Origin of the sequence: Mycolicibacterium tokaiense, from assembly GCF_010725885.1 — a bacterium.
GTDB classification, from domain to species: Bacteria; Actinomycetota; Actinomycetes; order Mycobacteriales; family Mycobacteriaceae; genus Mycobacterium; species Mycobacterium tokaiense.
The window spans coordinates 3,764,255-3,784,225 of the sequence record NZ_AP022600.1; the positions used below are offsets into that span (position 1 = coordinate 3,764,255).

Genomic DNA, 19,971 nt, shown 5'->3' on the forward strand with positions numbered 1-19,971 from the left:
TCAGGCGGCCAACGCATCCCGGTGCTCGATGAGGAAGCGTCGCAGTGAGCGTGGCGACCTGCCGGTGATGTGGAGGACCGTGTCGGTGACGAAATTCTGTGCGCCGTTGCGTATCTGGTTGTCGAGCGCGGCCAGCGTCGTGGCCAGGTCCTGGGGATAACCCGCAGCGGTGAGGTGGCGCAGGTACTGCTCGGTACTGAGGTCGACGTGGTGCACCGCTGTGCCGCTGACGTCGGTGATGAGGTCCGCGGCCTGCGGGTACGACAGCGCCTCGGGCCCGGTGAGTATCAGTTCGGGAGCAATGGGTTCGCCCGCGAGGAGCGCCTGCACTGCCACGGCGGCAATGTCGTCGGCGTCGATGAAGCCCAACCGGCCCTCGCCGGTGGCAGTGATCAGTTCACGCCGGTGACGGATGCCCTGGGCCAGCGGATGCTCGCCCACGAAGTTCTGCATGAACCAGGACGGGCGCAGGATGGTGTGCTCGGGGAACGACGTGGCGATCTGATCGTGGATGGCGCCGAGGCCCGGATCGCCCCGCTGCACTGCCGATGAGCTGAGTTGGACCACGCGCCGAATCCGCTCGGTGGAGGCGACCTCCAGAAACGGGGTCACCAGTTCGAGCTCCACAGGAGCGACGAGATACACCGCGCGGACTCCGGACAGCACACGCGCGTGCGACGCGGTGTCCTGCCAGTCGAAAACCACCCGGTCCGGTGCCGGGGTCCTGCTGGCCGCCCGGACGGCAACCCCGGCTCGGCGCAGGCCGCTGACCACACGACTGCCGGTGGTGCCGGTGGCTCCGGTCACCAGGATCGGCCGATCGGTACTCATCTCGCCGGCCCGGCGAACTCGCTCATCAGGGATTCCACCCCGCCGATTGCGGTGGCTGCGGCCAGCGCATTCCAGTAGTCGGAGTAGCGGCGGATTCCGTCCGGTCCCACCTCGACCACGGAGATGTAGTTGACCACGTAGCTGTTGCCGGTGCGCAGCGCCTGCCCCCGCGCCGAGAACTCCACGATGGCGGTCATGGGATCCATGGTGTGGTGGCGACGGTGTTCGATGACCTCGTCGATGCGCAGGACGGAGCTGTAGTCCTTGACGTACTCCCATACGTCGTCACGGCTGTGCAGGGTCGGATATCCGGGTGGGGCGAAGGGGAAGTCCATGACGCAGTCGGATGCGAACAGGTCAGTGAAGCTGCGCATGTCGTTGTTGCGCATGCAGGCCAGCATCGAGTCCATCACCCGGTCGGTGTGCATGCGGATGTCGTGCTCAGTGGTCATGGTGATCTCCGTTGAATCAATCGCGATACGGAACGGTTCCGTATCGACTATAGTCGCGTTCATGGCACAGCGTCCAGGACCGGTCCGAGGTGGCCGTATGCTTGCCGATGCCCATGCCTGAGATGAATGTGTCGCGCCGCTCGCCTGGCGGCGTCCTGGACGCCGAGGTCACCGCAGCCATCTTGGACGCGGCACTGGCCGAGCTGGCCGACCTCGGTTACGGCAGACTGTCGATGGATGGCGTGGCCCGACGGGCGAAGGCCGGCAAAGCCGCTCTGTACCGGCGGTGGCCCGCCAAGCAGGACATGGTGCTGGCCGCGGTCACGCGTGTCAGCCTGCCGGTGGCGCTGTCGTCGAGTACGGGGGATATCCGCACCGACGTCGTGAATCTCGTTAGTGGCGTTGATGCCTGGATCAGTGACCCCCTGATGTCGCGGGTTCTTCCCGACCTGCTCGCCGAGGCGCGACGCAACCCGGAGCTGGCCCAGGCGCTCACCTCGGCACTGGGCGCGCCCAGGCGCAACTACGGTCGCACGATCATCGAGGCCGCCATCGAACGGGGTGAGGTGCAGCCCGACGTGGACATCGAGTATGTCCTCGATCTGGTTGCGGCGCCTGTCTTCTGGCGGGTCTGCGGCCTGCGTCAGGAGACGACGCCGGGCTTCCTGGACCGCGTGGTCGGTACTGCTCTGCACGCTCTCGGGTTGCCATGACCTGAGCACACGGATCAGGCGCGTATCACTCGTTGCGAAGGGCGTCCAACGCCGTTGTGCGTTCGTCCAGCCACTCCCTCATGGATTCTGTTGCCGCAACCAGATCATCCTGGCTCAGCCCATCGGTCACAGGAACGGATGTGGCGATCTCATCGAGCAGTTCGTGGGCCCGCCCGTCGCCGTACATCTGGTCGTACAGATTCCAGTACGTCGCAAGATACACGTCGCTGAATGCAGCAGATTCGAGAAACCGTGTCTCTAGTGGATTTCCGAACATGCGTCCGCCGCCCTCGCCGCCCGGTGGGGGGCGGTTCGCCGCCGTGGCGCCGCCCTGCCCTGGGGGAGGCCCCATCTGCACCTCGTCGTCGGGCCCCACGGTGGCGTCGCTCTGCATGGCGAGGTTCAGGTCCCACGACACCACCGTGATCTTCTCGGTATCCAGGTCGTACCAGAGGTAGTAGTTCTGGCCGGGGCCGCCCATGTCGTCGGCGTTGGCCAGGAGATTCTGGGTGGCCAGGTACCGTGCCAGCGAATCGACCTCCACCCACTCGCCGAGGTGCTTGTCGAACTCGGTCTCATCAGCTCCATCCAGCCATCGCAGGAAGTTGATGATCGGGGCGAGGTTGCCGTTGTCCACGGAGTTGATCGCCTTGAATTGGTCGGCGTACTCCGACTGGTCGCTACCGCGGTATTCCAACCGGGAGTTGGCATCTGCCTTGTAGAGGTAGCCATCGGAGTCGAACAACGTGTTGGCGTAGGTGTCATCGGGGTGTTCCAGAAGCAGTCGCGTGGTGGTCTCGCCGTTGACGGTGTACGCGGCGTAGGTGTACCGCTGCGTGGGCTGTCCCGTCTTCGCCGTCAACGACAATGCGAGCGCTTCATTGAGCACCGGAGTCCCCGGCCGGAGCGAGAGCTCAGTCATGCCTTGGTATCCGCGCCCGTCGGCATTCCTGTTGAACTTGATCAGCAGCGGTAGTGATGTGGGGTCATCAGCAGAAGCCAGGGCCTGGGAAGCCATCTCGCCGTCGGGCGGCCCGCCGCCCGGGCGTGCATCATCCGGCCGCAACCCCATCAGGGTGGAGTTGCCTTTCAGCCGCACTGCCACGTCGCTGATCGGAGTGTCGTCGATTGTGATATCAGCGGTGACCCACTTCTTGGCACCGTCCTTCTCGTAAGCGGTGATCATGTCGTTGTACTCGGCAGGGGTGAGTTCGATGGTCAACGAGTGGGTGACGCTCGTGTCGAACAGGTCGACAGTGCCTGTGATGTTGTCGGTGATCTCCGCGGCCATGATGGTGGCATCGCCAGTGATGTACGGATGGACCCGGCCGGGCCCGAACAGGACCACCATGACGACCATCGCAGTGATGAACAGTGCCAGCAGTTTCCAGTACTGCCGCACATGCACGGGAATCCGATGAGCGAACCGGCGACGTGGGCTGTGCTGGTCCCGCATCAGATGTCGGTCTGGTCGTACCCGGTCAGTACCGTGACGCGCTGGCCGGTGTTGACCTCTGCCAGAGCGGCGATGAGGTCTGCGGACTTGCGGCCCTTCTTCAACTGGGCCGTGTAGTACAGCTCGTTGAGGGCACCGGCGCGGGCCGACTCAGTGGACACCAATTCGAACTCCGAGCAGTAGTCGATCAGGACGTCCTCGACGCGCTTGGTGTATTCGGGCTCGGGCGGAACCTGGACCTTGACGACCTGCCGTTGGACGTCGAGCTTGAACCAGTTGAAGCGGTACATGATGAGCAGGACCAGGCAGATCACCACGGTGGCGGCAATGGCCAAGGTGTAGAAGCGGGTTCCGGTGGTCATTCCGACTGCCATGGCCAGGAAGATGAATCCGACGTCGCGAGTCTCCTTGATGGCGTTGCGGAATCGGATCACCGACAACGCACCCACGAGGGCGAAGGCCCGCGCGATGTTCGAGCCGACCACCAGCATGATCACCGAGATCACCATGCAGACCATGACCAACGTCTGCACATAGGATTGGCTGTAGGAGACGTTCTTGTGGGTGTAGCGGTAGACCCAACCGATGAGCGACGCCAGCACGAACGACAGTGCCAGCGACACGCAGACATCGAACACGGTGAAGGTGCCGCTCAGGTCCTGGAAATCTATTGTCACGGTGTTCCTTTGTCTTGTGAACCGATGAGAATGTCCTGTGAACCGATGAAAACTACTGCAATCAGGCGCTTTTGATGCTGCGTTCATCGACGGGCAATGAATCGCCAGCCCGGAATCCGTTGATTTCCTGGGCTCCCACGGTGGAGCGCGGCGCCAGCTCGAACGCCTGTACCGACTGGCAGTACTTGGAGACGCGCACCACCGACATCTCGCTGCGGGCCGCGAGGTCGGTGACCCAGTACGGCACGCGCTCGTTGGCCTTGATCTCCACGATGGCAAGCTTCGGCGGGATGATGAAGCGGTTCTCCGCGCCCGAGGCGAAGTGGAAATCGCGGTCACGGCCGTGCACCTTGTGATCGATGGTCACCCGCAGACCCAGGTCTGCGTCGCGGCCGACGAACGCTTCGCGCAGGTATCCGGTGGTGACGATCGGTCGCAGATCGAGGTTGCCGATCAGGGCCGTCACCTCGTGGACGAAGGCGCGCTGGTGGGGCTCGTAGGAGATCTCCTCGCGGGCATCAAGCCACCGCCTGGCGGTGCCGTACGGCAGGGGGACACGTCGCTTCTGTGTCACCCTGTTGACGCGCTGCTTGATCTCGACCTGAACCGGTGTCTCGTCAATACACTCGGCGGGATTGCCGTACAGCCGCATTCGCAGTTTGCGCCGGAAGCGCAGGCCTTCGATCTTCTCCCAGTAGAACCGAAGATCCGCGGTGTCGTAGTACAGCGAGGTCACCGGGTAACCGCCGTGCGGTGAGAACGGGTCGGTGCCCATTCGCGCCGAGAGTGCCTCGCGCAAGGCTGGGATCTTCAGCTCGTCGAGCAGGTACTTGATCTCGTAGCGATTGAACGCGTGCAGCCGGCTCGCGGTCTGCTGGTAACCCGTTGGGCGGGTAGGTACGTCCTCGTGCAGGTCTTTTGGCCCCGGAGCCGCTTTGGCCAGCCGCGTGAACAAACCCATCAAACTCGCTGTTCCTTTCCCTTCGGTTCACTTCCCGTTCATGATGCAAACAGGCGGGACTATGGAACCGCTGTGTCTGCGGTATCAGCGTGATATCGACCCGACAAAACGGCGCCCTGTGCATGGAAACCGTGCACAGGGCGCCTCGAGAGATTGACTCAGCGCGGCGGAAGGCCCGCGAGTCCCACAGGCCCTGCGCCGGGGCCGCCGGGCCCCATCCCCGGCCCTACGGGACCGCGAGCGGGCGGCGGACCGGGACACGGAAGGAGCGGCAGGCAGAGGCCAGGACCGCCGGGCCCCGGAGGGGGTGGTTGTGCAGCCGCGGTACCGGCACCCAGTCCGACGGCCACGGCGCCGCAGACAGCTGCCGAACCGATCAGGGTTCCTGCTCTCAGCATTGCTGATTTCATTGCTTCTCCTTCGGGCGCTTCCACCTCTGACGTTTGCGAACCTAGGGCCGCTCCATGAGCGTCCGATGTCACGACCATGGGAGCGACATGTGTACGCGGGCACACGGTGAGCAAAACTTCTTCACAGTGTCCACCAAGGTGTGACGACGAGCATGAATGATCCTGTGCCGCAACGAGGACCCGGGTGGGTCAGGGAGAAGAACCATCATCAGCTCATACGTGCGGACCGTGTTCGCCGCCACCATGACTGCCGTTCTCATGGCCACTGCCGGCACCGGAGTCGCACAGGCCGAACGTGTCCTGTTGCCGGATGTCGCGCAGTTCAGCGACACTGTCGACGGCTGGCGGTTCACGCTGACCATGACCGAGTTACGCGTAGACGCCGTGCCCAACCTCGCGACCTCTCAATTCACCCGGGAGGGGTTCGTCACGGCAAAGGCCACCGCCACCATCGAAGGCGAGGGTGACCTGTCGGTGAACTCCGGCTACCTGGTGTTGGGTGTGCAGTTGGGCTGCCAGACGGATGTGAGCGAAGGTCTGGAGCTCGGCTTCGACCCTGATCTCGACACATTCGACTTGAACGAGAACGACATCGTCGACTTCAACATTTTTCCCGAGGTCGGCACCAAGCTGAAAGCGGGCACCATCACGGTGGTCGGGCTCGGCGCAAAGTCGATGAAGTCGAAGACTGCCACCATCGCCGTTCGTGATGCTCATGTGGAAGTCTCCGAATGTGCCGGCCCAGTGACGATCAGGATGTTCGCTTCCGCCCGGATCAGTACGGACTCATCCGATGACAGCCTGAATGCCTACGGAGCGGCGTCAGCGCTGTGAGCAATGACGGTTCGTTCATCGGCGCGGGGTATCTGCGTGGCCTGCTCCCAGTGCTCGGTGCCGTCATCTTGACGGCGTTGTTTGCCTGCGGCACAGCCCATGCCGCCGACGATGATGATGACGATGACGACGGTTGGGCCGAGAGTTCGACCTCGACGTCAGGCAGTGATGTCGAGATGTGGCCGCCGACGTCGATCGGATGGCCGCCACTGGTGCCAGACGGTCGACCCGCAACCAGACCGATCGCCCCGGGGGGCCCTGCTCCCGGTGAGCTGCCTGCTCCGGCGTCCGGTGGGAGCCTGACACCACTTCCGATCGTCCCCGCGGGAAATTGACTCTGCGCCAGGGGTGAGCTCACCCGTTTTATACCGATCGGTGCAGAAGGGTACGATCGGTCCACATGGATGCGCGAGGCGAAGGCGATGCCGGGCAGAAGAAGCGTCGCTGGCCATGGATCCTCTCGGGTATCACGGCGGTGCTCGTCATCGTCCTCGGGTTACTCCTCACCGTCGCGCAGTACGGACTACCGTGGTGGGCCGGCGACCGCGATCACAATCACACCCTCGACGGCCAGCGCTACCAGGTGCACCTGCCGCCGCAGTATGACGGCCGGGCCGAACTACCGGTGATCATGGCCCTCCACGGCTGCGGTATGACCGGATTCGGTTGGAACAGCATGAAATCCACCACGCAGTTCAATGCCCTGGCCGACCGTGAGGGATTCATCGTGGTGTACCCGACCCAACGGATGTGGCGGGACACGCTGAACTGCTGGCGCTCTGCGGACCGTCGCGACCAGCAGCGTGGTTCCGGCGAACCGGCGCTGTTGGCCGGCGTGGCACGACGGGTGGTCGCCGACTACCGCGGTGATCCCGACCGCGTGCATGTGGTGGGCGCGTCCTCGGGAGCGGGCACGGCGGTGATCCTGGCGGCCACCTATCCCGATGTGTTCGCCACGGCGACGTCGGTGGCCGGCGGTGAATATGGCCTCGATCAGGTGGACCCGGCGCACCCGGACGCCGTGAGTCCGTCGGACACGGCCCGGCAGGCGCGGGCGCAGATGGGTGAGCACGCCCGGCAGGTACCCCTGCTGGTGTTCCAGGGCACCCAGGACACTGTGGTGCCGCCGGTGGTCGCCACCCGGCTGGTCGAGCAGTGGTCGGCAGTGGGTGATCTGGTGGATGACGGCGCACTCAACGGAAGTCGGGCCCTGGTGCGCCGGGACACCGCGGTACCGGCCGCCGACGGGCGGTATCCGTACACCCACAGCGTGTTCCGCGACCCCGCGGGCGCGGTTGCGATCGAGATGTATCTGGTCGACGGCCTGGGGCATGCCTACTCGGGGCCCGCCTCCGACGGCCTGTTCACCGACCGGGCCGGCCCGGACATCAGCGCTGCGGTGTGGGGTTTCGCCAGTGAGCGCCGGTTGCCCTAGCTATCCGGGTTCGGTGAGCGCCCGCCGGGCCAGCTTCTCCAGGAGCACCAGCGCGGCCTGCAACGCGGCGACGTCGTCGGCCGTCAGCTCCGTCGCGGCCAGCGACGTCTGCGCGACGGCGCGCTGGCTGCGCACCCCCTCAGCGGTGATCTGCACCCACATCTTGCGACGGTCCGATAGATCGCGGATCCGTTGCACCAGGCCCAGCTCCGCCAGTGCGCGGATGTGGCCGGCAAAACTCTTCTGGGACAGGCCCTCGTGGGCGGCCAGTTCGGTGACCGGAATCCGTACCCCGTCGCGGAGGACGTAGAGCAGGGAGCGCTGAGCAGGGGTCAGAACATGGCCACCGATCGGCTGAAGGTCCCGTTTGCGCAGCCCCGCGAGGATGCCGAAGAGGCGCGAGTGCAGGTTCTCGGCCAGGTCGCCGACATCGATGCTCGGGTCCTCCGAAGGCCGGGTTTCCGCGGGCTGGTGCGGGACCGTCATGCAGGCACTGTGCCAGACCACCGCTGAAGACACACCGAGAACGTCATCCGAAGACCAGCGCACCACCGTCGACCCGTATGCCGACAAGGCCGCCGTCGGGGGGCGCATCAGTGTTCCCGGGCTGCCGGATGTCGAGCACGGTCCCGTCCGGGAGCTGCACCCGCACCGCCAGCTCCGGGCCGTAGAAGCGCCGCCCGGACACCGTGGCCGTGCTGCCGTCGGCGATGCTCACCTGTTCTGGCCGCAGCACCACGGTGACGGCGCCCCGGCCGTCGCCGCCGGCCACCGGATGGGTGCCGAGTGCGGTGGTAACGGTGTCCCCGTGCCGCTGCCCATCGAGTTCTATTGTGCTGCCGACAAATCGGGACACCGCCAGCGAGCGTGGGTGCCAGTACAGGGTGTGCGGGTCACCGTGTTGAGCGATGGACCCGTCCAGCAGCACCGCCACCTGATCTGCCAGCGACAGCGCCTCGGACTGGTCGTGAGTGACCAGCACGGCCGTTGTTGCGGTGTCGCGCAGGATCGCGGTGATGTCTTCGCGCACCTGGACCCGCAGGCCGGCATCCAGAGCGGCGAACGGTTCGTCGAGGAGGAGGACCCGGGGTTGGGCCGCCAGCGCCCGGGCGAGTGCCACCCGCTGTTGCTGGCCACCCGAGAGCTGATGCGGCAGGCGGTCGCCCATCCCGTCGAGGCCGACGACCCCGAGCCAGCGCGTCACCGCGGCCGCCCGCTCGCCGCGCGGCATCCGACCCACGCCGAAGGCGGCGTTGTCGGCCACCGTCAGATGCGGGAACAGGGCGCCCTCCTGCGGCATCAAGCCGATCCTCCGACGGTGCGCCGGGACCCAGGTGGAGCCGTCGACCAGGGTCTGTCCACCGACAGCAACGACTCCCGCGGTGGGACTCTCGAAACCCGCGAGGATCCGCAACAGTGTCGACTTGCCGCACCCCGACGGTCCGAGTACCGCGGTGACCGTCCCGGTGGGGACATGGAGATCGACGCCGCGCAGGACCTGGCGGGACCCGAAAGCCATGGTGACCCCGGTGATCTCGACGTCAGACATCCACGTTCCTGGTGGCTGCACCGAGCATCGCCGTCGGCACCGTCGCGAATGCCAGCAGCGCCGCGGCGTAGGGGGCCGCGGCGGCGTAGTCGCTGACGGAGCTGTACCCCCACAGCCGGGTGGCCAGGGTGTCCACCCCGGTGGGCCGCAACAACAGGGTCACCGGGAGTTCCTTCATACATGTCAGCAGGACAAGTGCTGCCGCGGAGGCAATTCCGGGCGCGGCCGCACGGGCGGTGACGGTGAGGAACACCCGCGCGGGGGAGCGTCCCAGAGACTGGGCCACTTCGTCCAGACGCGGCGGAGAGGCCTCGATGGCCGCACGGACCGACCCCACTGCCAGCGGGACGAACAGCACCACGTATCCCAGGATCAGCAGCGGCTCCCGCTGGTAGAAGGGCAACAACAGCAGAACCCCCACCGACACCATCGCGATGGCGACCACGATGGACGGCAGTCCGTGGGCCACGTAACCGGCGCTCTCGAGTACCCGCGACGATCGTGACGGGTAGCGAGCGGAGAGCAATCCCAGTGGCAGGGCGGCCACCGTGCAGACCACAGCGGCCACCACTGCCAGCCAGATCGTGGCGCTCAGCGCGCTGAACCATCGGTCCGCATCCCACCGGAAACCCCCGGCGACGAGCCACTGCGTCAACGCATACGACGGGATCAGCACCGCCAGGACCAGTACCGCCGCCCCGGGCAGGGTGGCCGCGAACCGCCACCGGCCCAACGCGGCGCGGTGCCGCGGCCGGGGTGCACCCGGGCCCAGCCGGGAGGCGGCCAACCCGCGGGCGCGGCGTTCGGCGACCACCAACCCGACGGCGAACACCAGCAGGATCAAGGACAGGACGGCGGCGCGAGACGGATTGAACCCGCTTCGGTACGCGCCGTAGATGACCCAGGTGAACACTTCGTAGCGCATGGCGGCCACCGCCCCGAAATCACTGAGCACATACAGTGCCACCAGCAGGGCGCCCGCCGCGACGGCCGCACGTACCTGCCGCAGGGTGACCCGGAACAGCACCGCCACACTGCCCAACCCCAGGGAGCGGGCCACCTCTTCGTGCGCCGGGTCCACCCGCGCCAGGGCTGCGGTGGTGGTCAGGAACACGAACGGGTAGCTCACCAGCGTGAGAACCAGTGCGGCGCCCCAGAACCCGTGCAACGCGGGCAGCAGCGACACCCACAGGAAGGCCAGCAGATAACTCGGCATCGCCAGCGGCAGCGTCAGCGCCACGGCCCACCAGTGGCGTCCGGGCACATCGGTGCGGGCCAGCAGCACCGCGAACCCCACCCCGAGCACCACACACGCCGCCGTCACCACCACGACCAGCAGCAGTGAGCGGCCCACCAGGTGCGCGGTCGACGGCCGGAGCAACTCTTCGGCCACAAAGCCGATGCCCCGCTCGACAGCCCGTTGGAACAGGTAGATCAGCGGAAGCAGGGTGCTCGCCGCCACCACCGCTGCCGCCAGCAGGAGAAGCGCAGCAGGACGGCCGGGCCGGCGCCGCACGCCGGCCCGCACCGTCTCGAGCGCGATCAATTGGTGAGTAGCCCGGTGTCCACCAGCATCTGCTGCGTGGCCTCGATGTCGTCGAGCTGCGACAGGTCGACCGCGGGTGGGTCGAGGTCGGTCAGGGCGGGCACATCGCCCACCACGGCCACTCCGTCGAGCAGCGGGAACTCCGCGGTCTCCGAAGCGAAGTACTGCTGCGCTGACTCGCCCACCAGATAGGCCGCAAATGCCTGGGCCGCATCGGGATCCGGTGCGGTGGCGAGCACACCCACACCCGCGACGTTCACCAGGCCGCCCGGGTCGCCGGGAGCCATGAACTGCAGGCGGGCCGCGACGTTCTCAGCGCCCTTGGAGTTGATCAGCTCGTACATGTAGTAGTGGTTGATCAGTCCCATGCCGATCTCCCCGGCGTCGACCGCATCGCGGATCTGGCCGTTGCTCTCATAGGGCTGTGGGTCCTGAGCCTTGAAGGCCTGCAGCCACTCCTGGGCTCCCTCGTCGCCCCGCAGCACGCGCAGCCCGGTCACGAACGACTGCCAGGACGCGTTGCTGGGTGCGTAGGCGATCTGGCCACGCCACTGTGGGTCCAGCAGCCCGTCGACGGTGTCCGGCGGGGTGGGCACCAGCTCGGGGTTGTAGACGATGGTGCGGGCCCGTCCCGAGACGCCCACCCAGGTGCCATCGGCGGCCGAGTACTCGGCGGGCACGGCGGCGAGCGTCTCGGCGTCGATGGGTGCGAACAGCCCCGCCTGGGACACCGCGCCCAGTGCTCCGGCGTCCTGAGAGAGGAACACGTCGGCGGGGGAGTTCTGACCTTCGGTGATCAGCTGCGCGGCCAGCTCGCCGGAACCTGCGTAGCGGACCTCGACGTCGATGCCGGTGTCGGTGGTGAACTGCTCGAGCAGGGGAGCGATGAGCTCCTCGTTGCGGCCGGAATAGACCACGACCTTCTGTTCACCCTCCGCCGCGGCCGAGGGTGAAGACGTCTGTTCGGCGGGTTCGGAGCTGGAACTGCAGGATGAGAGTGCGAACATCGCCGCACAGGCGCTCAGTGCAGCGCTGAATCTGAGTGTCGACCTGGGCATCATTTTCCTCGATTGCATAGATCCTGGGAACTTACTGTGCGCTTACCGTATATCGGCTGTAGTGCAGCCTTGCCAACTCTGGAGAACAACCAGCCCGCATGGCCGACGTCACCGTGGTCACGGCGTCCTGGGTACCGTGTTGGCTTCGGGATCGCCAGCACTGGGGATCGCCAGGACTGGGAGAGAAACATCGTGCCGCTGCACACCATCGCGCTGGAATTGGTGCCGCCGAACACCGACCGCGGCGCCCAGTACGCCCGCGACGAGGCGCAGAAGGTGCTGCGCCTGGCCGGGGAGTCCGGCATCGACGGCCGGATCGGGCACGTGATGATCCCCGGGATGATCGAGGAGGACGACGGCCGGCCCATCGAGATGAAGCCCAAGCTCGACGTCCTGGACTACTGGTCCATCATCCGTCCGGAGCTGCCCGGCATGCGGGGGCTGTGCACCCAGGTCACCGCGTTCATGGATCAGGACAGCCTGCGTGAGCGGCTCACCACGCTGGGTGCTGCCGGCTTCGAGGGCATGATCTTCGTGGGCGTGCCCCGGACCCTCAAGGACGGCGAAGGCGGCGGTGTGGCACCGGCCGACGCGTTGTCGATGTACGACGACATCGTGAGCAACCGCGGCGCGATCCTGATTCCGACCCGCGAAGGTGAGCAGGGCCGGTTCTCCTTCAAGTGCGACAAGGGTGCCAACTTCGGGATGACCCAGCTGCTGTACTCCGACGCCATCGTGGGCTTCCTGCGCGACCACGCGGCGTCGACCGATCTGCGCCCCGAGATCCTGTTGTCTTTCGGCTTCGTCCCCAAGGTCGAGGCCTCTGTGGGGCTGATCAACTGGCTGATCCAGGACCCCGGTAACGCGGCCGTCGCCCGCGAACAGGAATTCGTCGCGACGCTGGCGGCCTCGGATCAGGACACCCGCCGCGGACTGCTGCTGGATCTCTACAAGCGGGTGATCGACGGCGTGGTCGACTTGGGCTACCCGCTGAGCCTGCACTTCGAGGCCACCTACGGGGTGTCGCGGGCGGCGTTCGACACGCTGGCCGAGATGCTGGACTACTGGTCACCGGTTCGCCCGTGACCCACCCGCAACCGCCGGAGCCCGACGGCGAGGTGCACCTGATCGACGAGGTGCGCGCCGCCCTGGACAGCGGTGAGCCTCTCGAACTCCTCGGTCTGGTGTCCTTGATGATCCTGGCCACCGGGACCGGCGGCGGAGCGCCGTCGAGCGATCTCAACGAGCTCGTCGAGGCATTCATGGGCACTCCGATTCCCGAGACCACCGCCCTGCTGACTGCACTCGGTCAGCTGTGCGAGGACGACGCGCTCGCGGCGCGCTGTCGCAGTGCCGCCGCCGCTCGCTCCGACGCGCTGCCTCGTTGGTTGACGCAGCTGGCGCAGGCCGGCGTGTCGCGGACCGTGCTCATGACACATGTTCTCGGTGATGCCGACGAGCTGGTCATCGGTGTCCGGTTCGCCGACGGCAGTCAGATGAGCGGTGCGGTGAACATCGACCATCTGCGGTTCTCGACGATCAAGGACGCCTTCTTCGTACCTGAAACGATCGACACCGTCCTGGCGGTGGCGCGGGCGGGCAATGACGACCCCGACACGAGCTTCGCCGACATTGCCCTGGGAGACGCCGCAACACGATTGCGTGCCGCGCTGGAGCGTCCGCTGGGACCCGAGGTCTCAGACACCTGGCCGAGCAGTCGCGCACTGCTGCGCTGGGTCGTGCGGCTGCTCCCGCCAAGCGCGGAAAGTAGTGTGCCGCAGCGTGATCACACCGATATCCTGGATCGGTTCTTCGCCTCCCCGGCGGGAGTTGTGTTCGACCGTCCCGGCCACCGGGCAATGCTGGAGACGAGCCTCGTTGCCGGCACGGGCGACCCGCTGAGGTGGAGTGCGGCGCGCGTGGCGCAACTGCTGTCCGAGCCGGCCGAACGCTTCCCGGTCGACGCCCGCGCGGAGCTACCCCAGGTGCTGGGGGCCTACATCCGGTTCGCGCACGCCGAGAGCGGAATTCGTGACGATCTCACCGCTGAGGCGCTGGCCGTCTTCGACGAGGTGACCGGGACAGCCTGACTCGGCCACAATGGCGGGTCTGTTGTGATATCGGTCGCCCGTACGCCAATTCAATTGGCGATCTAAGCATCGCGCTGTCAGCATCGAATCATGGTCAAGCAGTGTCGGTGGTATCTGCGTGCGCTGGGGCGTAGTCCGCTGGTACGCGGGACAGACCGGACCGAGGCGCTCAGCGTACTGGCCGTGCTGATCTTGGCGGTGATCGCCATCCCGATGGCCACGGTGCTCTACGACCAGACCTACACCGACCGGATGCACACCGTCGCCGAGCAGGCGCAGACGCGGCATTCCGTGCAGGCCACCGTGATCCACGGCAGCACTGGACTCCCCACGGACTTCGACACTCCCGCCTATGTCACGGCGCAGTGGAAAGAGGGCACCCGGGTCCGCTCGGAACAGATCGTCAGCCCCGCCACCGTCGCGACCGGTGAGCCGCTGACCGTGTGGCTCGACGAGGACGGTGCAGTGACCGGTGCGCCGCTGCAACCCGTCGACGCCGAGCTCAGTGCACTCGGCATCTCCGGTGTCGCCTGGGGCCTGGGTGTGCTGTTCCTGGTCTTCGGCGCGGCGGCGATGCGCAAGATCCTCGACCGGTTGCGTGACCGCGCCTGGGAACGCGAATTGCGGTTGTTGACCTACAACGACGACGGCTGGGCCAACCGCCACCCCTGACTAGACGACCAGCCACGGGTAGGGCTGACCGTCGCGCGGTGCGCTCGACGGCAGCAGCAGGCCCCCGTTGATCCCGGTGAGCCGCGCGACCACCTGGGCGATCGCGTTGGTCACCGCGTAGAGCGCATCACCGATCAGGTTCACCGGGAACACCGCGATGGCGGCGATGTCACTGACCAGGAAGATGCCCTGTCCTGCGATGGCCTGCAGCTGTGCGGTGATGTCGGTGGTGAAGGTGTCGATGTAGTAGGGGATGGTGGCGAAGATGGTGCGCAGGCTCAGGGCCACGTTGGTCTGGATGTCCGGCCACCCGTACATGTCGATGGCGTCCTGGACGGCCTGTCGCAAGTCCACCGGGTCGACCTGGCTGCCTTCCAGGTCGGTCAGTGCAACGCCGTCGGCGTCGGCGCGCGGGCCGAGCCCGAACAAGCTGACCACCGTGGGGGTGACGTCGACGATCGAGTACTTCAGGTTCATCGTGGCGTCGGCGAAGTCGGGGCCGTCGACGATGACGAAGGTGGATGTCTCGTCCGGTGATTGGAAGCCGTGGCCGAAGCCCTGCTGTGGCTGATGACCATGGTCGGTGACCATGATGATGGTCCAGTCTTCACACGTGCTGGGTCCGGCGGCACAGGTGGCGGCCTCGCGTGCGGCGACGGCATCGAGGATCAGCCCGACATTGACGTTTGCCCGCTCGATGGCCTCGGCGTACTGCGGTGAGGCACCCCCGTACAGGTGCCCGGCCTCGTCCACGCCGGTCATGTAGGTGAACATGAAATTCGGGACGTCCTGGTAGCCGAGTTCGGTGCCGAGGATCGACTTGACCGTCTCGGCGGTGACGGCGGCGTCGGCCTCGGCGTACACCGGGTCGTCGGCACCCTGGGGGATGTAGATCACCACATCGGCTGGGGTGGAACCCCCATTGGCGATGTCGGCGATCACCTTCCAGTCCGCGATGGCCTTGGTCCGGATGTCCGGGTTGTACTCCTCGAGCTGGTTGAACACCGTGGGCCAGCGGTAGTAGGTCGACGGGGTGAACACGTTGTTGATCACGCCGCTCTTGTTGTCCCAGACACCGGTCAGGATGGCCGTCCACGACGGGTTCGAGATCGTGGTGTGCCCGACGATGGTGGACGGGCCGGTGGTGCCGGTCTGCATCAGTTCCCAGAAGTTGGTGTTGGCCGGATTGTCGAGGACCCGGCTCAGATTCGTGCCGTCGACCCCGATCACCAGCACCCGCTGTGTGGTGGGATCCACCGCGGCGGCGGTGACGTCCGCGGTGGTGGCGGCGCGGTTGCGCTCGGCGGCGGTGGTGGTGACGGCGGCGGTGGTGGGCGTGGTGGGTAGCAGCGGCAACGGCAGGTCGTTTTTCTTGCGCACCGGTGCATCCGAGGCCTTGATCTCTTCGCGGGTGGCCACCAGGGTCTGGACCGGCGCTGCCTCGTCCTCGCCGGAGGCGGACGCATCGGAGTCCTCGTCGTCGGTGGCGGGAGCGGCGGCGCTGTCGGCGTCGTCCTCGTCTGTCGCTCGGTCGTCTGTCGCTCGGTCGTCTGTCGCGGTGTCGGTGTCGGCGACCTCGGCGTCGGTGTCGGCGGCATCATCCGAATCGTCTTCGGCCTCAGCACTCGAGGATTCCGCCCTGCTGTCGCGGGCCGTCGCTTCCTTGTCCGCACGCTTCTTCTCGGTGCGGTCGGGGGCGGAGGTGTCACTGCTCTCCGATGAATCCGCACTCGACGAAGCGGACGATCCGCTGTCGGTCGTGGTCTCGGCGTACGCGACTCCGGTTGCCAGCACCGTGCCCGCCCCTGCGATCACACCGGCAGCGGCAACACCGAGACAGACCTGCTTGACCGTCGACACCATGAGCTCCCATCGCCGCGGGCTTGTATTGACGCAGACGTTACAAGCCGCCGGCCCGGGGCACTCAGGTTTTGCTCATGGAACCGATGTAGTACGTCTCCCGGCCGGTGGGGTAGCCCCCGCCGGTGGTCGCGATGTGTACATGATCAAAGTGGTTGGCGGTCTCGTTGCCGTAGTCCGCTGTCCAGCTCGGCGCGCCCACACCGGGGTAGTAGCCCTGCCTCCAGATGACGTGCAGGACACCCCACCGCTCTGCGTTGGCCAGCGCGAGGCCGGCGATCTGGTTGCCGAGTTCGATGCCGGCGTCGGAATTGTGGTCCGGGATCATCACGTCGATGGCCAGCCCGTCGGGATGCCATCGCAGCGGATCTTGACGGTAGCCGCCGATGGTGGTGACCTCGGGAAAGAGCACACTGATGGCGCGGGCCACCCAGATCGTCCTGACCTGGAGCCCACCCTCGGGCGTCACCCCCTCGGGCAGCGCGAACGGGATGTCGGCGGCACCGGCGGGAACGCTTGCCAGCAGCGGAGCTGCCTCGGCGGGTACAGCGGCTGCGGGCACGTCGGCGAGGACGTGGTCGTGTCCGGCCGGGCTGACAGCGGGCGTCACCGGCTGCCGGTCACCGGTCTGGGCGTAGAACATGCCGGCTGACACGACCACCGACGCGGCGACGGCCACCCAGCGACCCCGGGCGCCGGACAACACCCGTTTGCTCACGCAGAGCAGACTAGCGCCGCAGGGATACGGCGGAGCCCGATCGGAGGAGAATGAGGCCATGAAATTCGGTATCTCGACGTTTGTCACGGACGACGGAATCGATCCGGTGTCCTTGGGCCGCGCCATCGAGGAGCGGGGTTTTCACTCGCTGATGGTGGCGGAGCACTCGAACATCCCCGCCAGTCGTGAATCCGCGTACCCGGGTGGCGGCGACCTGCCTTCGGTGTACTACAAGACCCTCGACCCGTTCGTCACCCTGGCGGCCGCCGCGGCCGTCACCGAGACCATCGAACTGATCACCGGTGTCGCGTTGCTGATCCAGCGTGACCCCATCCACACCGCCAAGGAAGCCGCGAGCGTGGACCTGATCTCCGGCGGCCGTTTTGTCTTCGGGGTCGGTGCGGGCTGGAACCTCGAAGAGATGCGCGCCCACGGGACCGACCCGAAAACCCGCGGCGCTCTGCTCGACGAGCGCATCGAGGCCATCACGGCGTTGTGGACCCAGGAACGCGCCGAATACCACGGCAGGCTGGTCGATTTCGAGCCGACATTCTGCCGCCCCAAGCCGGTCCAGAAGCCGCACCCGCCGATTTTCATCGGAGGTAACTCCGACGCCACCGTCAGACGGGCCCTGCGCCATGGCGCGGGCTGGATCTCGAATCCGCTGCCGCTCGACGACCTGGCGCGACGCACCGGCCAACTGCGTGACGGTGCGGGCCGTGATGTGCCGCTGGCGATGTTCGGTACCCCGGTGGACCAGGATTACTGGCACGCTGTGGATCAGTTGGGTTTTGGGCAGGTGGGTCTGCTGCTGCCGTCGGTGCCCAGGGACAAGGCGCTGGGTCTGCTCGACGACTACGCCGCAGCGGTGCAGCAGTACGGGGACCGACCGTGAGCAAGGTCGTGGTGGTCACCGGTGCGGGCAGCGGGCTGGGCCGCGCCACCGCCAGGGTGTTGTTGGCGGCGGGGCACCGCGTGGTGCTGGCCGGCCGACGGCCGGTGGCGTTGGCCGAAACGGCTGCGGGACATCCGAACTCGAGGATCTGCGGCACCGATGTCACGGATTCCGCGTCGGTGGACGCGCTGTTTGCCGATGCGGTGTCGGCCTTCGGCCGGGTCGATGTGTTGTTCAACAACGCCGGGGTGTTCGGTCCGGCGGCATCGGTCAGCGAGATCGACGACGCCTCCTGGGAGCAGGCCTGGCGCACCAACGTCGACGGGTCGGTGTTCTGTGCCCGTGCCGCGGCCCGGGTGATGACGGCGCAAGTGCCCCGCGGGGGGCGCATCATCAACAACGGCTCGCTGGCGGCGCACCGGCCACGCCCCCGCACGCTCGCCTACGCGGTGACCAAGCACGCCATCACCGGCCTGACCGCATCGATGCTGCTGGACCTACGGGATCTGGACATCTGCGTCACCCAGATCGACATCGGCAACGCCGCGACCGTGATGACCGCGGGATTCTCCGAGGCCGTGCAGGCCAACGGGTCTGTGCTGGCCGAACCCACGATCGATGCCGAACACGTGGCGCGGTCGATCGCGCACGTGATCGACCTGCCGCTCGAGGTGGCCATTCCATCGGTGACGGTGATGGCGCGGGCCATGCCCTACTTCGGGCGCGGCTGAGGGGTCGCGCCTACTCGGCACCGTGGCAGGCTGATGAGGCATCTACGATCGTGCCCAGTAGATGGGGAAGGTGGCGCCATGACACACAGGACACGAATCGCGCTCACCGCGGCGGCGGTGGTCGCGGTGGTGGTGGCGACGCTGGCCGTGCTGTTCCTGCGCGACGACAGTGCGCCGCAGCAGCTTGCGGGCCCGGAGTCGGAGTTGGTGGTCCGCGACAACAGCCACCGGCTGTCGTCGGTCCCGGACAGTCCCGTCCACTTCGTCGAGTTCCTCGACTTCGAATGCGAGGGCTGCAAGGCGATGTACCCGGTGGTCGAACAACTGCGCTCCGAGTACGGCGACCGGGTGAACTTCGTCATCCGCTACTTCCCGCTCAGCGGCCACGTCAACTCCGAGCGCGCCGCCCGTGCAGCCGAGGCCGCAGCCCAGCAGGGCCAACTCGAACCGATGTACAAGAAGCTCTTCGACACCCAGGATCAGTGGGGCCACCGCGACACGCCCTCAGATGCCGAGTTGCGGGCACTGGCGCAGGAGGTCGGACTGGACATGGCGGCGTTCGACGCTGCGTACAACGATCCGGCCACCGCGGAGCGCGTCGCGCAGGACAAGGCCGACGGGCAGGCGCTCGGCGTCGAGGGCACCCCGACGTTTTTCGTCGACGGCTCCCGGCTGCAACCGCGCAGCTACGAGGACCTGACCGGCGCGCTGGATGACGCGCTGGCTGCCGATCGTTGACGGGTGAATAGCCAGAACACCAGCCACACCGAGGCGCCGGCGACCAGCAGGGCGCCGGGCACGTGGATCGCGAGGGTGGCGCCTTCGCCCAGGTAGGCCTGCAGGAACGAATAGGCGAACAGCGCCGAGGCCACTGCGGCGGCACCCCAGCCGTGGCCGCGCTGCCTGGCCAACGCCGCCAGCGTCAGCGTCAGCAGGCCGGTGGTGACGTGCAACGCGATGGCGGCACCACCGTGAACCTCCAGGAGATTGCCCGCCTGCACCAGTTCCCCGGCGGTGACGAACAGTACGGCCACGACGGCCAGCGTGAGCGCGGCAAGGCAGCGTGCGGCGAGCAGCACGGGA

Annotated in this window: 21 protein-coding genes; 9 read left to right on the plus strand and 12 right to left on the minus strand. The window is 66.8% G+C overall.

Annotated elements, in window-relative coordinates; all coding sequences use genetic code 11:
* Complete coding sequence (locus G6N58_RS18290; RefSeq protein WP_115277766.1) at positions 1 to 831, minus strand: NAD(P)H-binding protein; 831 nt, start codon at positions 829 to 831, stop codon at positions 1 to 3.
* On the minus strand, positions 828 to 1,283 hold the full coding sequence (locus G6N58_RS18295; RefSeq protein WP_115277765.1) for a nuclear transport factor 2 family protein: 456 nt from the start codon (positions 1,281 to 1,283) through the stop codon (positions 828 to 830). Before G6N58_RS18295 ends, G6N58_RS18290 begins: the two co-directional genes overlap by 4 nt.
* 113 nt (positions 1,284 to 1,396) lie before the next feature.
* Here G6N58_RS18295 and G6N58_RS18300 point away from each other — a divergent pair, with 113 nt between their 5' ends.
* Complete coding sequence (locus tag G6N58_RS18300; RefSeq protein ID WP_232067921.1) at positions 1,397 to 1,996, plus strand: TetR/AcrR family transcriptional regulator; 600 nt, start codon at positions 1,397 to 1,399, stop codon at positions 1,994 to 1,996.
* Positions 1,997 to 2,021: 25 nt separating this feature from the next.
* On the opposite strand, the gene G6N58_RS18305 is transcribed toward G6N58_RS18300, so the two are convergent.
* The 3 genes from G6N58_RS18305 to G6N58_RS18315 form a co-directional block, all read right to left on the minus strand.
* Positions 2,022 to 3,452: a CotH kinase family protein gene (locus tag G6N58_RS18305; RefSeq protein ID WP_115277763.1), complete on the minus strand. Its 1,431-nt coding sequence runs from the start codon at positions 3,450 to 3,452 to the stop codon at positions 2,022 to 2,024.
* A complete protein-coding gene (locus G6N58_RS18310) occupies positions 3,452 to 4,129 on the minus strand; it encodes a DUF4956 domain-containing protein (protein ID WP_115277762.1) in 678 nt (225 codons plus the stop codon). Before G6N58_RS18310 ends, G6N58_RS18305 begins: the two co-directional genes overlap by 1 nt.
* A gap of 61 nt (positions 4,130 to 4,190) precedes the next feature.
* Positions 4,191 to 5,090: a polyphosphate polymerase domain-containing protein gene (locus G6N58_RS18315; RefSeq protein WP_115277761.1), complete on the minus strand. Its 900-nt coding sequence runs from the start codon at positions 5,088 to 5,090 to the stop codon at positions 4,191 to 4,193.
* Between the two features lie 638 nt (positions 5,091 to 5,728).
* On the opposite strand from G6N58_RS18315, the gene G6N58_RS18320 reads away from it, so the two are divergent.
* Both G6N58_RS18320 and G6N58_RS18325 read left to right on the plus strand, forming a co-directional pair.
* Complete coding sequence (locus G6N58_RS18320) at positions 5,729 to 6,334, plus strand: MspA family porin (protein ID WP_163908242.1); 606 nt, start codon at positions 5,729 to 5,731, stop codon at positions 6,332 to 6,334.
* A gap of 400 nt (positions 6,335 to 6,734) precedes the next feature.
* Positions 6,735 to 7,769 carry an extracellular catalytic domain type 1 short-chain-length polyhydroxyalkanoate depolymerase gene (locus tag G6N58_RS18325; protein ID WP_115277757.1) on the plus strand — a complete coding sequence of 345 codons (1,035 nt, stop codon included), beginning with the start codon at positions 6,735 to 6,737 and terminating at the stop codon, positions 7,767 to 7,769.
* Here G6N58_RS18325 and G6N58_RS18330 read toward each other — a convergent pair whose 3' ends face one another.
* The 4 genes from G6N58_RS18330 to G6N58_RS18345 are packed head-to-tail and all read right to left on the minus strand — an operon-like array spanning position 7,770 to position 11,922.
* Entirely contained in the window at positions 7,770 to 8,255 is a 486-nt protein-coding gene (locus G6N58_RS18330) for a MarR family winged helix-turn-helix transcriptional regulator (RefSeq protein ID WP_163908245.1), read from the minus strand.
* Between the two features lie 43 nt (positions 8,256 to 8,298).
* Entirely contained in the window at positions 8,299 to 9,318 is a 1,020-nt protein-coding gene (locus tag G6N58_RS18335; RefSeq protein WP_115277755.1) for an ABC transporter ATP-binding protein, read from the minus strand.
* Positions 9,311 to 10,861, minus strand: a complete 1,551-nt coding sequence (locus G6N58_RS18340) for an ABC transporter permease (protein WP_232068112.1) — start codon at positions 10,859 to 10,861, stop codon at positions 9,311 to 9,313. The genes G6N58_RS18335 and G6N58_RS18340 overlap by 8 nt, the downstream gene beginning before the upstream one ends.
* Positions 10,861 to 11,922, minus strand: a complete 1,062-nt coding sequence (locus G6N58_RS18345) for an iron ABC transporter substrate-binding protein (protein ID WP_068919687.1) — start codon at positions 11,920 to 11,922, stop codon at positions 10,861 to 10,863. Before G6N58_RS18345 ends, G6N58_RS18340 begins: the two co-directional genes overlap by 1 nt.
* A 192-nt stretch (positions 11,923 to 12,114) precedes the next feature.
* Here G6N58_RS18345 and G6N58_RS18350 point away from each other — a divergent pair, with 192 nt between their 5' ends.
* The 3 genes from G6N58_RS18350 (at position 12,115) to G6N58_RS18360 (ending at position 14,684) form a co-directional block, all read left to right on the plus strand.
* A complete protein-coding gene (locus G6N58_RS18350) occupies positions 12,115 to 13,008 on the plus strand; it encodes a mycobacterial-type methylenetetrahydrofolate reductase (protein ID WP_115277754.1) in 894 nt (297 codons plus the stop codon).
* Positions 13,005 to 14,012, plus strand: a complete 1,008-nt coding sequence (locus tag G6N58_RS18355) for a hypothetical protein (RefSeq protein WP_115277753.1) — start codon at positions 13,005 to 13,007, stop codon at positions 14,010 to 14,012. Before G6N58_RS18350 ends, G6N58_RS18355 begins: the two co-directional genes overlap by 4 nt.
* Before the next feature lie 90 nt (positions 14,013 to 14,102).
* Positions 14,103 to 14,684 carry an Rv1733c family protein gene (locus G6N58_RS18360; protein ID WP_115277752.1) on the plus strand — a complete coding sequence of 194 codons (582 nt, stop codon included), beginning with the start codon at positions 14,103 to 14,105 and terminating at the stop codon, positions 14,682 to 14,684.
* Here the strand turns inward: G6N58_RS18360 and G6N58_RS31065 are convergent, their stop codons facing one another.
* Together G6N58_RS31065 and G6N58_RS18370 are read right to left on the minus strand one after the other, a co-directional pair.
* A complete protein-coding gene (locus G6N58_RS31065) occupies positions 14,685 to 16,547 on the minus strand; it encodes an alkaline phosphatase family protein (protein ID WP_115277751.1) in 1,863 nt (620 codons plus the stop codon).
* Between the two features lie 61 nt (positions 16,548 to 16,608).
* The gene (locus G6N58_RS18370) at positions 16,609 to 17,322 is read right to left on the minus strand and encodes a VldE C-terminal domain-containing protein (protein WP_232067922.1); all 714 of its coding nucleotides are present in this window, start codon (positions 17,320 to 17,322) and stop codon (positions 16,609 to 16,611) included.
* On the opposite strand from G6N58_RS18370, the gene G6N58_RS18375 reads away from it, so the two are divergent.
* The 3 genes from G6N58_RS18375 (at position 17,321) to G6N58_RS18385 (ending at position 19,626) form a co-directional block, all read left to right on the plus strand.
* Positions 17,321 to 18,157, plus strand: a complete 837-nt coding sequence (locus G6N58_RS18375) for an LLM class F420-dependent oxidoreductase (protein WP_068915999.1) — start codon at positions 17,321 to 17,323, stop codon at positions 18,155 to 18,157. The two genes, G6N58_RS18370 and G6N58_RS18375, sit on opposite strands and share 2 nt — an antisense overlap.
* Complete coding sequence (locus tag G6N58_RS18380) at positions 18,154 to 18,888, plus strand: SDR family oxidoreductase (RefSeq protein ID WP_115277750.1); 735 nt, start codon at positions 18,154 to 18,156, stop codon at positions 18,886 to 18,888. Before G6N58_RS18375 ends, G6N58_RS18380 begins: the two co-directional genes overlap by 4 nt.
* A gap of 78 nt (positions 18,889 to 18,966) precedes the next feature.
* Positions 18,967 to 19,626: a DsbA family protein gene (locus G6N58_RS18385; protein WP_115277749.1), complete on the plus strand. Its 660-nt coding sequence runs from the start codon at positions 18,967 to 18,969 to the stop codon at positions 19,624 to 19,626.
* Here G6N58_RS18385 and G6N58_RS18390 read toward each other — a convergent pair.
* On the minus strand, positions 19,575 to 19,967 hold the full coding sequence (locus tag G6N58_RS18390; protein WP_232067923.1) for a hypothetical protein: 393 nt from the start codon (positions 19,965 to 19,967) through the stop codon (positions 19,575 to 19,577). The genes G6N58_RS18385 and G6N58_RS18390 overlap by 52 nt on opposite strands.
* Positions 19,968 to 19,971 lie beyond the last annotated feature (4 nt).

Excerpts from the sequence above, each read along its gene's own strand:
- G6N58_RS18290 (WP_115277766.1), bottom strand. The coding sequence starts at position 831 with ATGAGTACCGATCGGCCGATCCTGGTGACCGGAGCCACCGGCACCACC.
- G6N58_RS18295 (WP_115277765.1), bottom strand. The coding sequence starts at position 1,283 with ATGACCACTGAGCACGACATCCGCATGCACACCGACCGGGTGATGGAC.
- G6N58_RS18300 (WP_232067921.1), top strand. The coding sequence starts at position 1,397 with ATGCCTGAGATGAATGTGTCGCGCCGCTCGCCTGGCGGCGTCCTGGAC.
- G6N58_RS18305 (WP_115277763.1), bottom strand. The coding sequence starts at position 3,452 with ATGCGGGACCAGCACAGCCCACGTCGCCGGTTCGCTCATCGGATTCCC.
- G6N58_RS18315 (WP_115277761.1), bottom strand. The coding sequence starts at position 5,090 with ATGGGTTTGTTCACGCGGCTGGCCAAAGCGGCTCCGGGGCCAAAAGAC.
- G6N58_RS18325 (WP_115277757.1), top strand. The coding sequence starts at position 6,735 with ATGGATGCGCGAGGCGAAGGCGATGCCGGGCAGAAGAAGCGTCGCTGG.
- G6N58_RS18330 (WP_163908245.1), bottom strand. The coding sequence starts at position 8,255 with ATGACGGTCCCGCACCAGCCCGCGGAAACCCGGCCTTCGGAGGACCCG.
- G6N58_RS18335 (WP_115277755.1), bottom strand. The coding sequence starts at position 9,318 with ATGTCTGACGTCGAGATCACCGGGGTCACCATGGCTTTCGGGTCCCGC.
- G6N58_RS18345 (WP_068919687.1), bottom strand. The coding sequence starts at position 11,922 with ATGCCCAGGTCGACACTCAGATTCAGCGCTGCACTGAGCGCCTGTGCG.
- G6N58_RS18360 (WP_115277752.1), top strand. The coding sequence starts at position 14,103 with ATGGTCAAGCAGTGTCGGTGGTATCTGCGTGCGCTGGGGCGTAGTCCG.
- G6N58_RS31065 (WP_115277751.1), bottom strand. The coding sequence starts at position 16,547 with ATGGTGTCGACGGTCAAGCAGGTCTGTCTCGGTGTTGCCGCTGCCGGT.
- G6N58_RS18375 (WP_068915999.1), top strand. The coding sequence starts at position 17,321 with ATGAAATTCGGTATCTCGACGTTTGTCACGGACGACGGAATCGATCCG.
- G6N58_RS18370 (WP_232067922.1), bottom strand. The coding sequence starts at position 17,322 with ATGGCCTCATTCTCCTCCGATCGGGCTCCGCCGTATCCCTGCGGCGCT.
- G6N58_RS18385 (WP_115277749.1), top strand. The coding sequence starts at position 18,967 with ATGACACACAGGACACGAATCGCGCTCACCGCGGCGGCGGTGGTCGCG.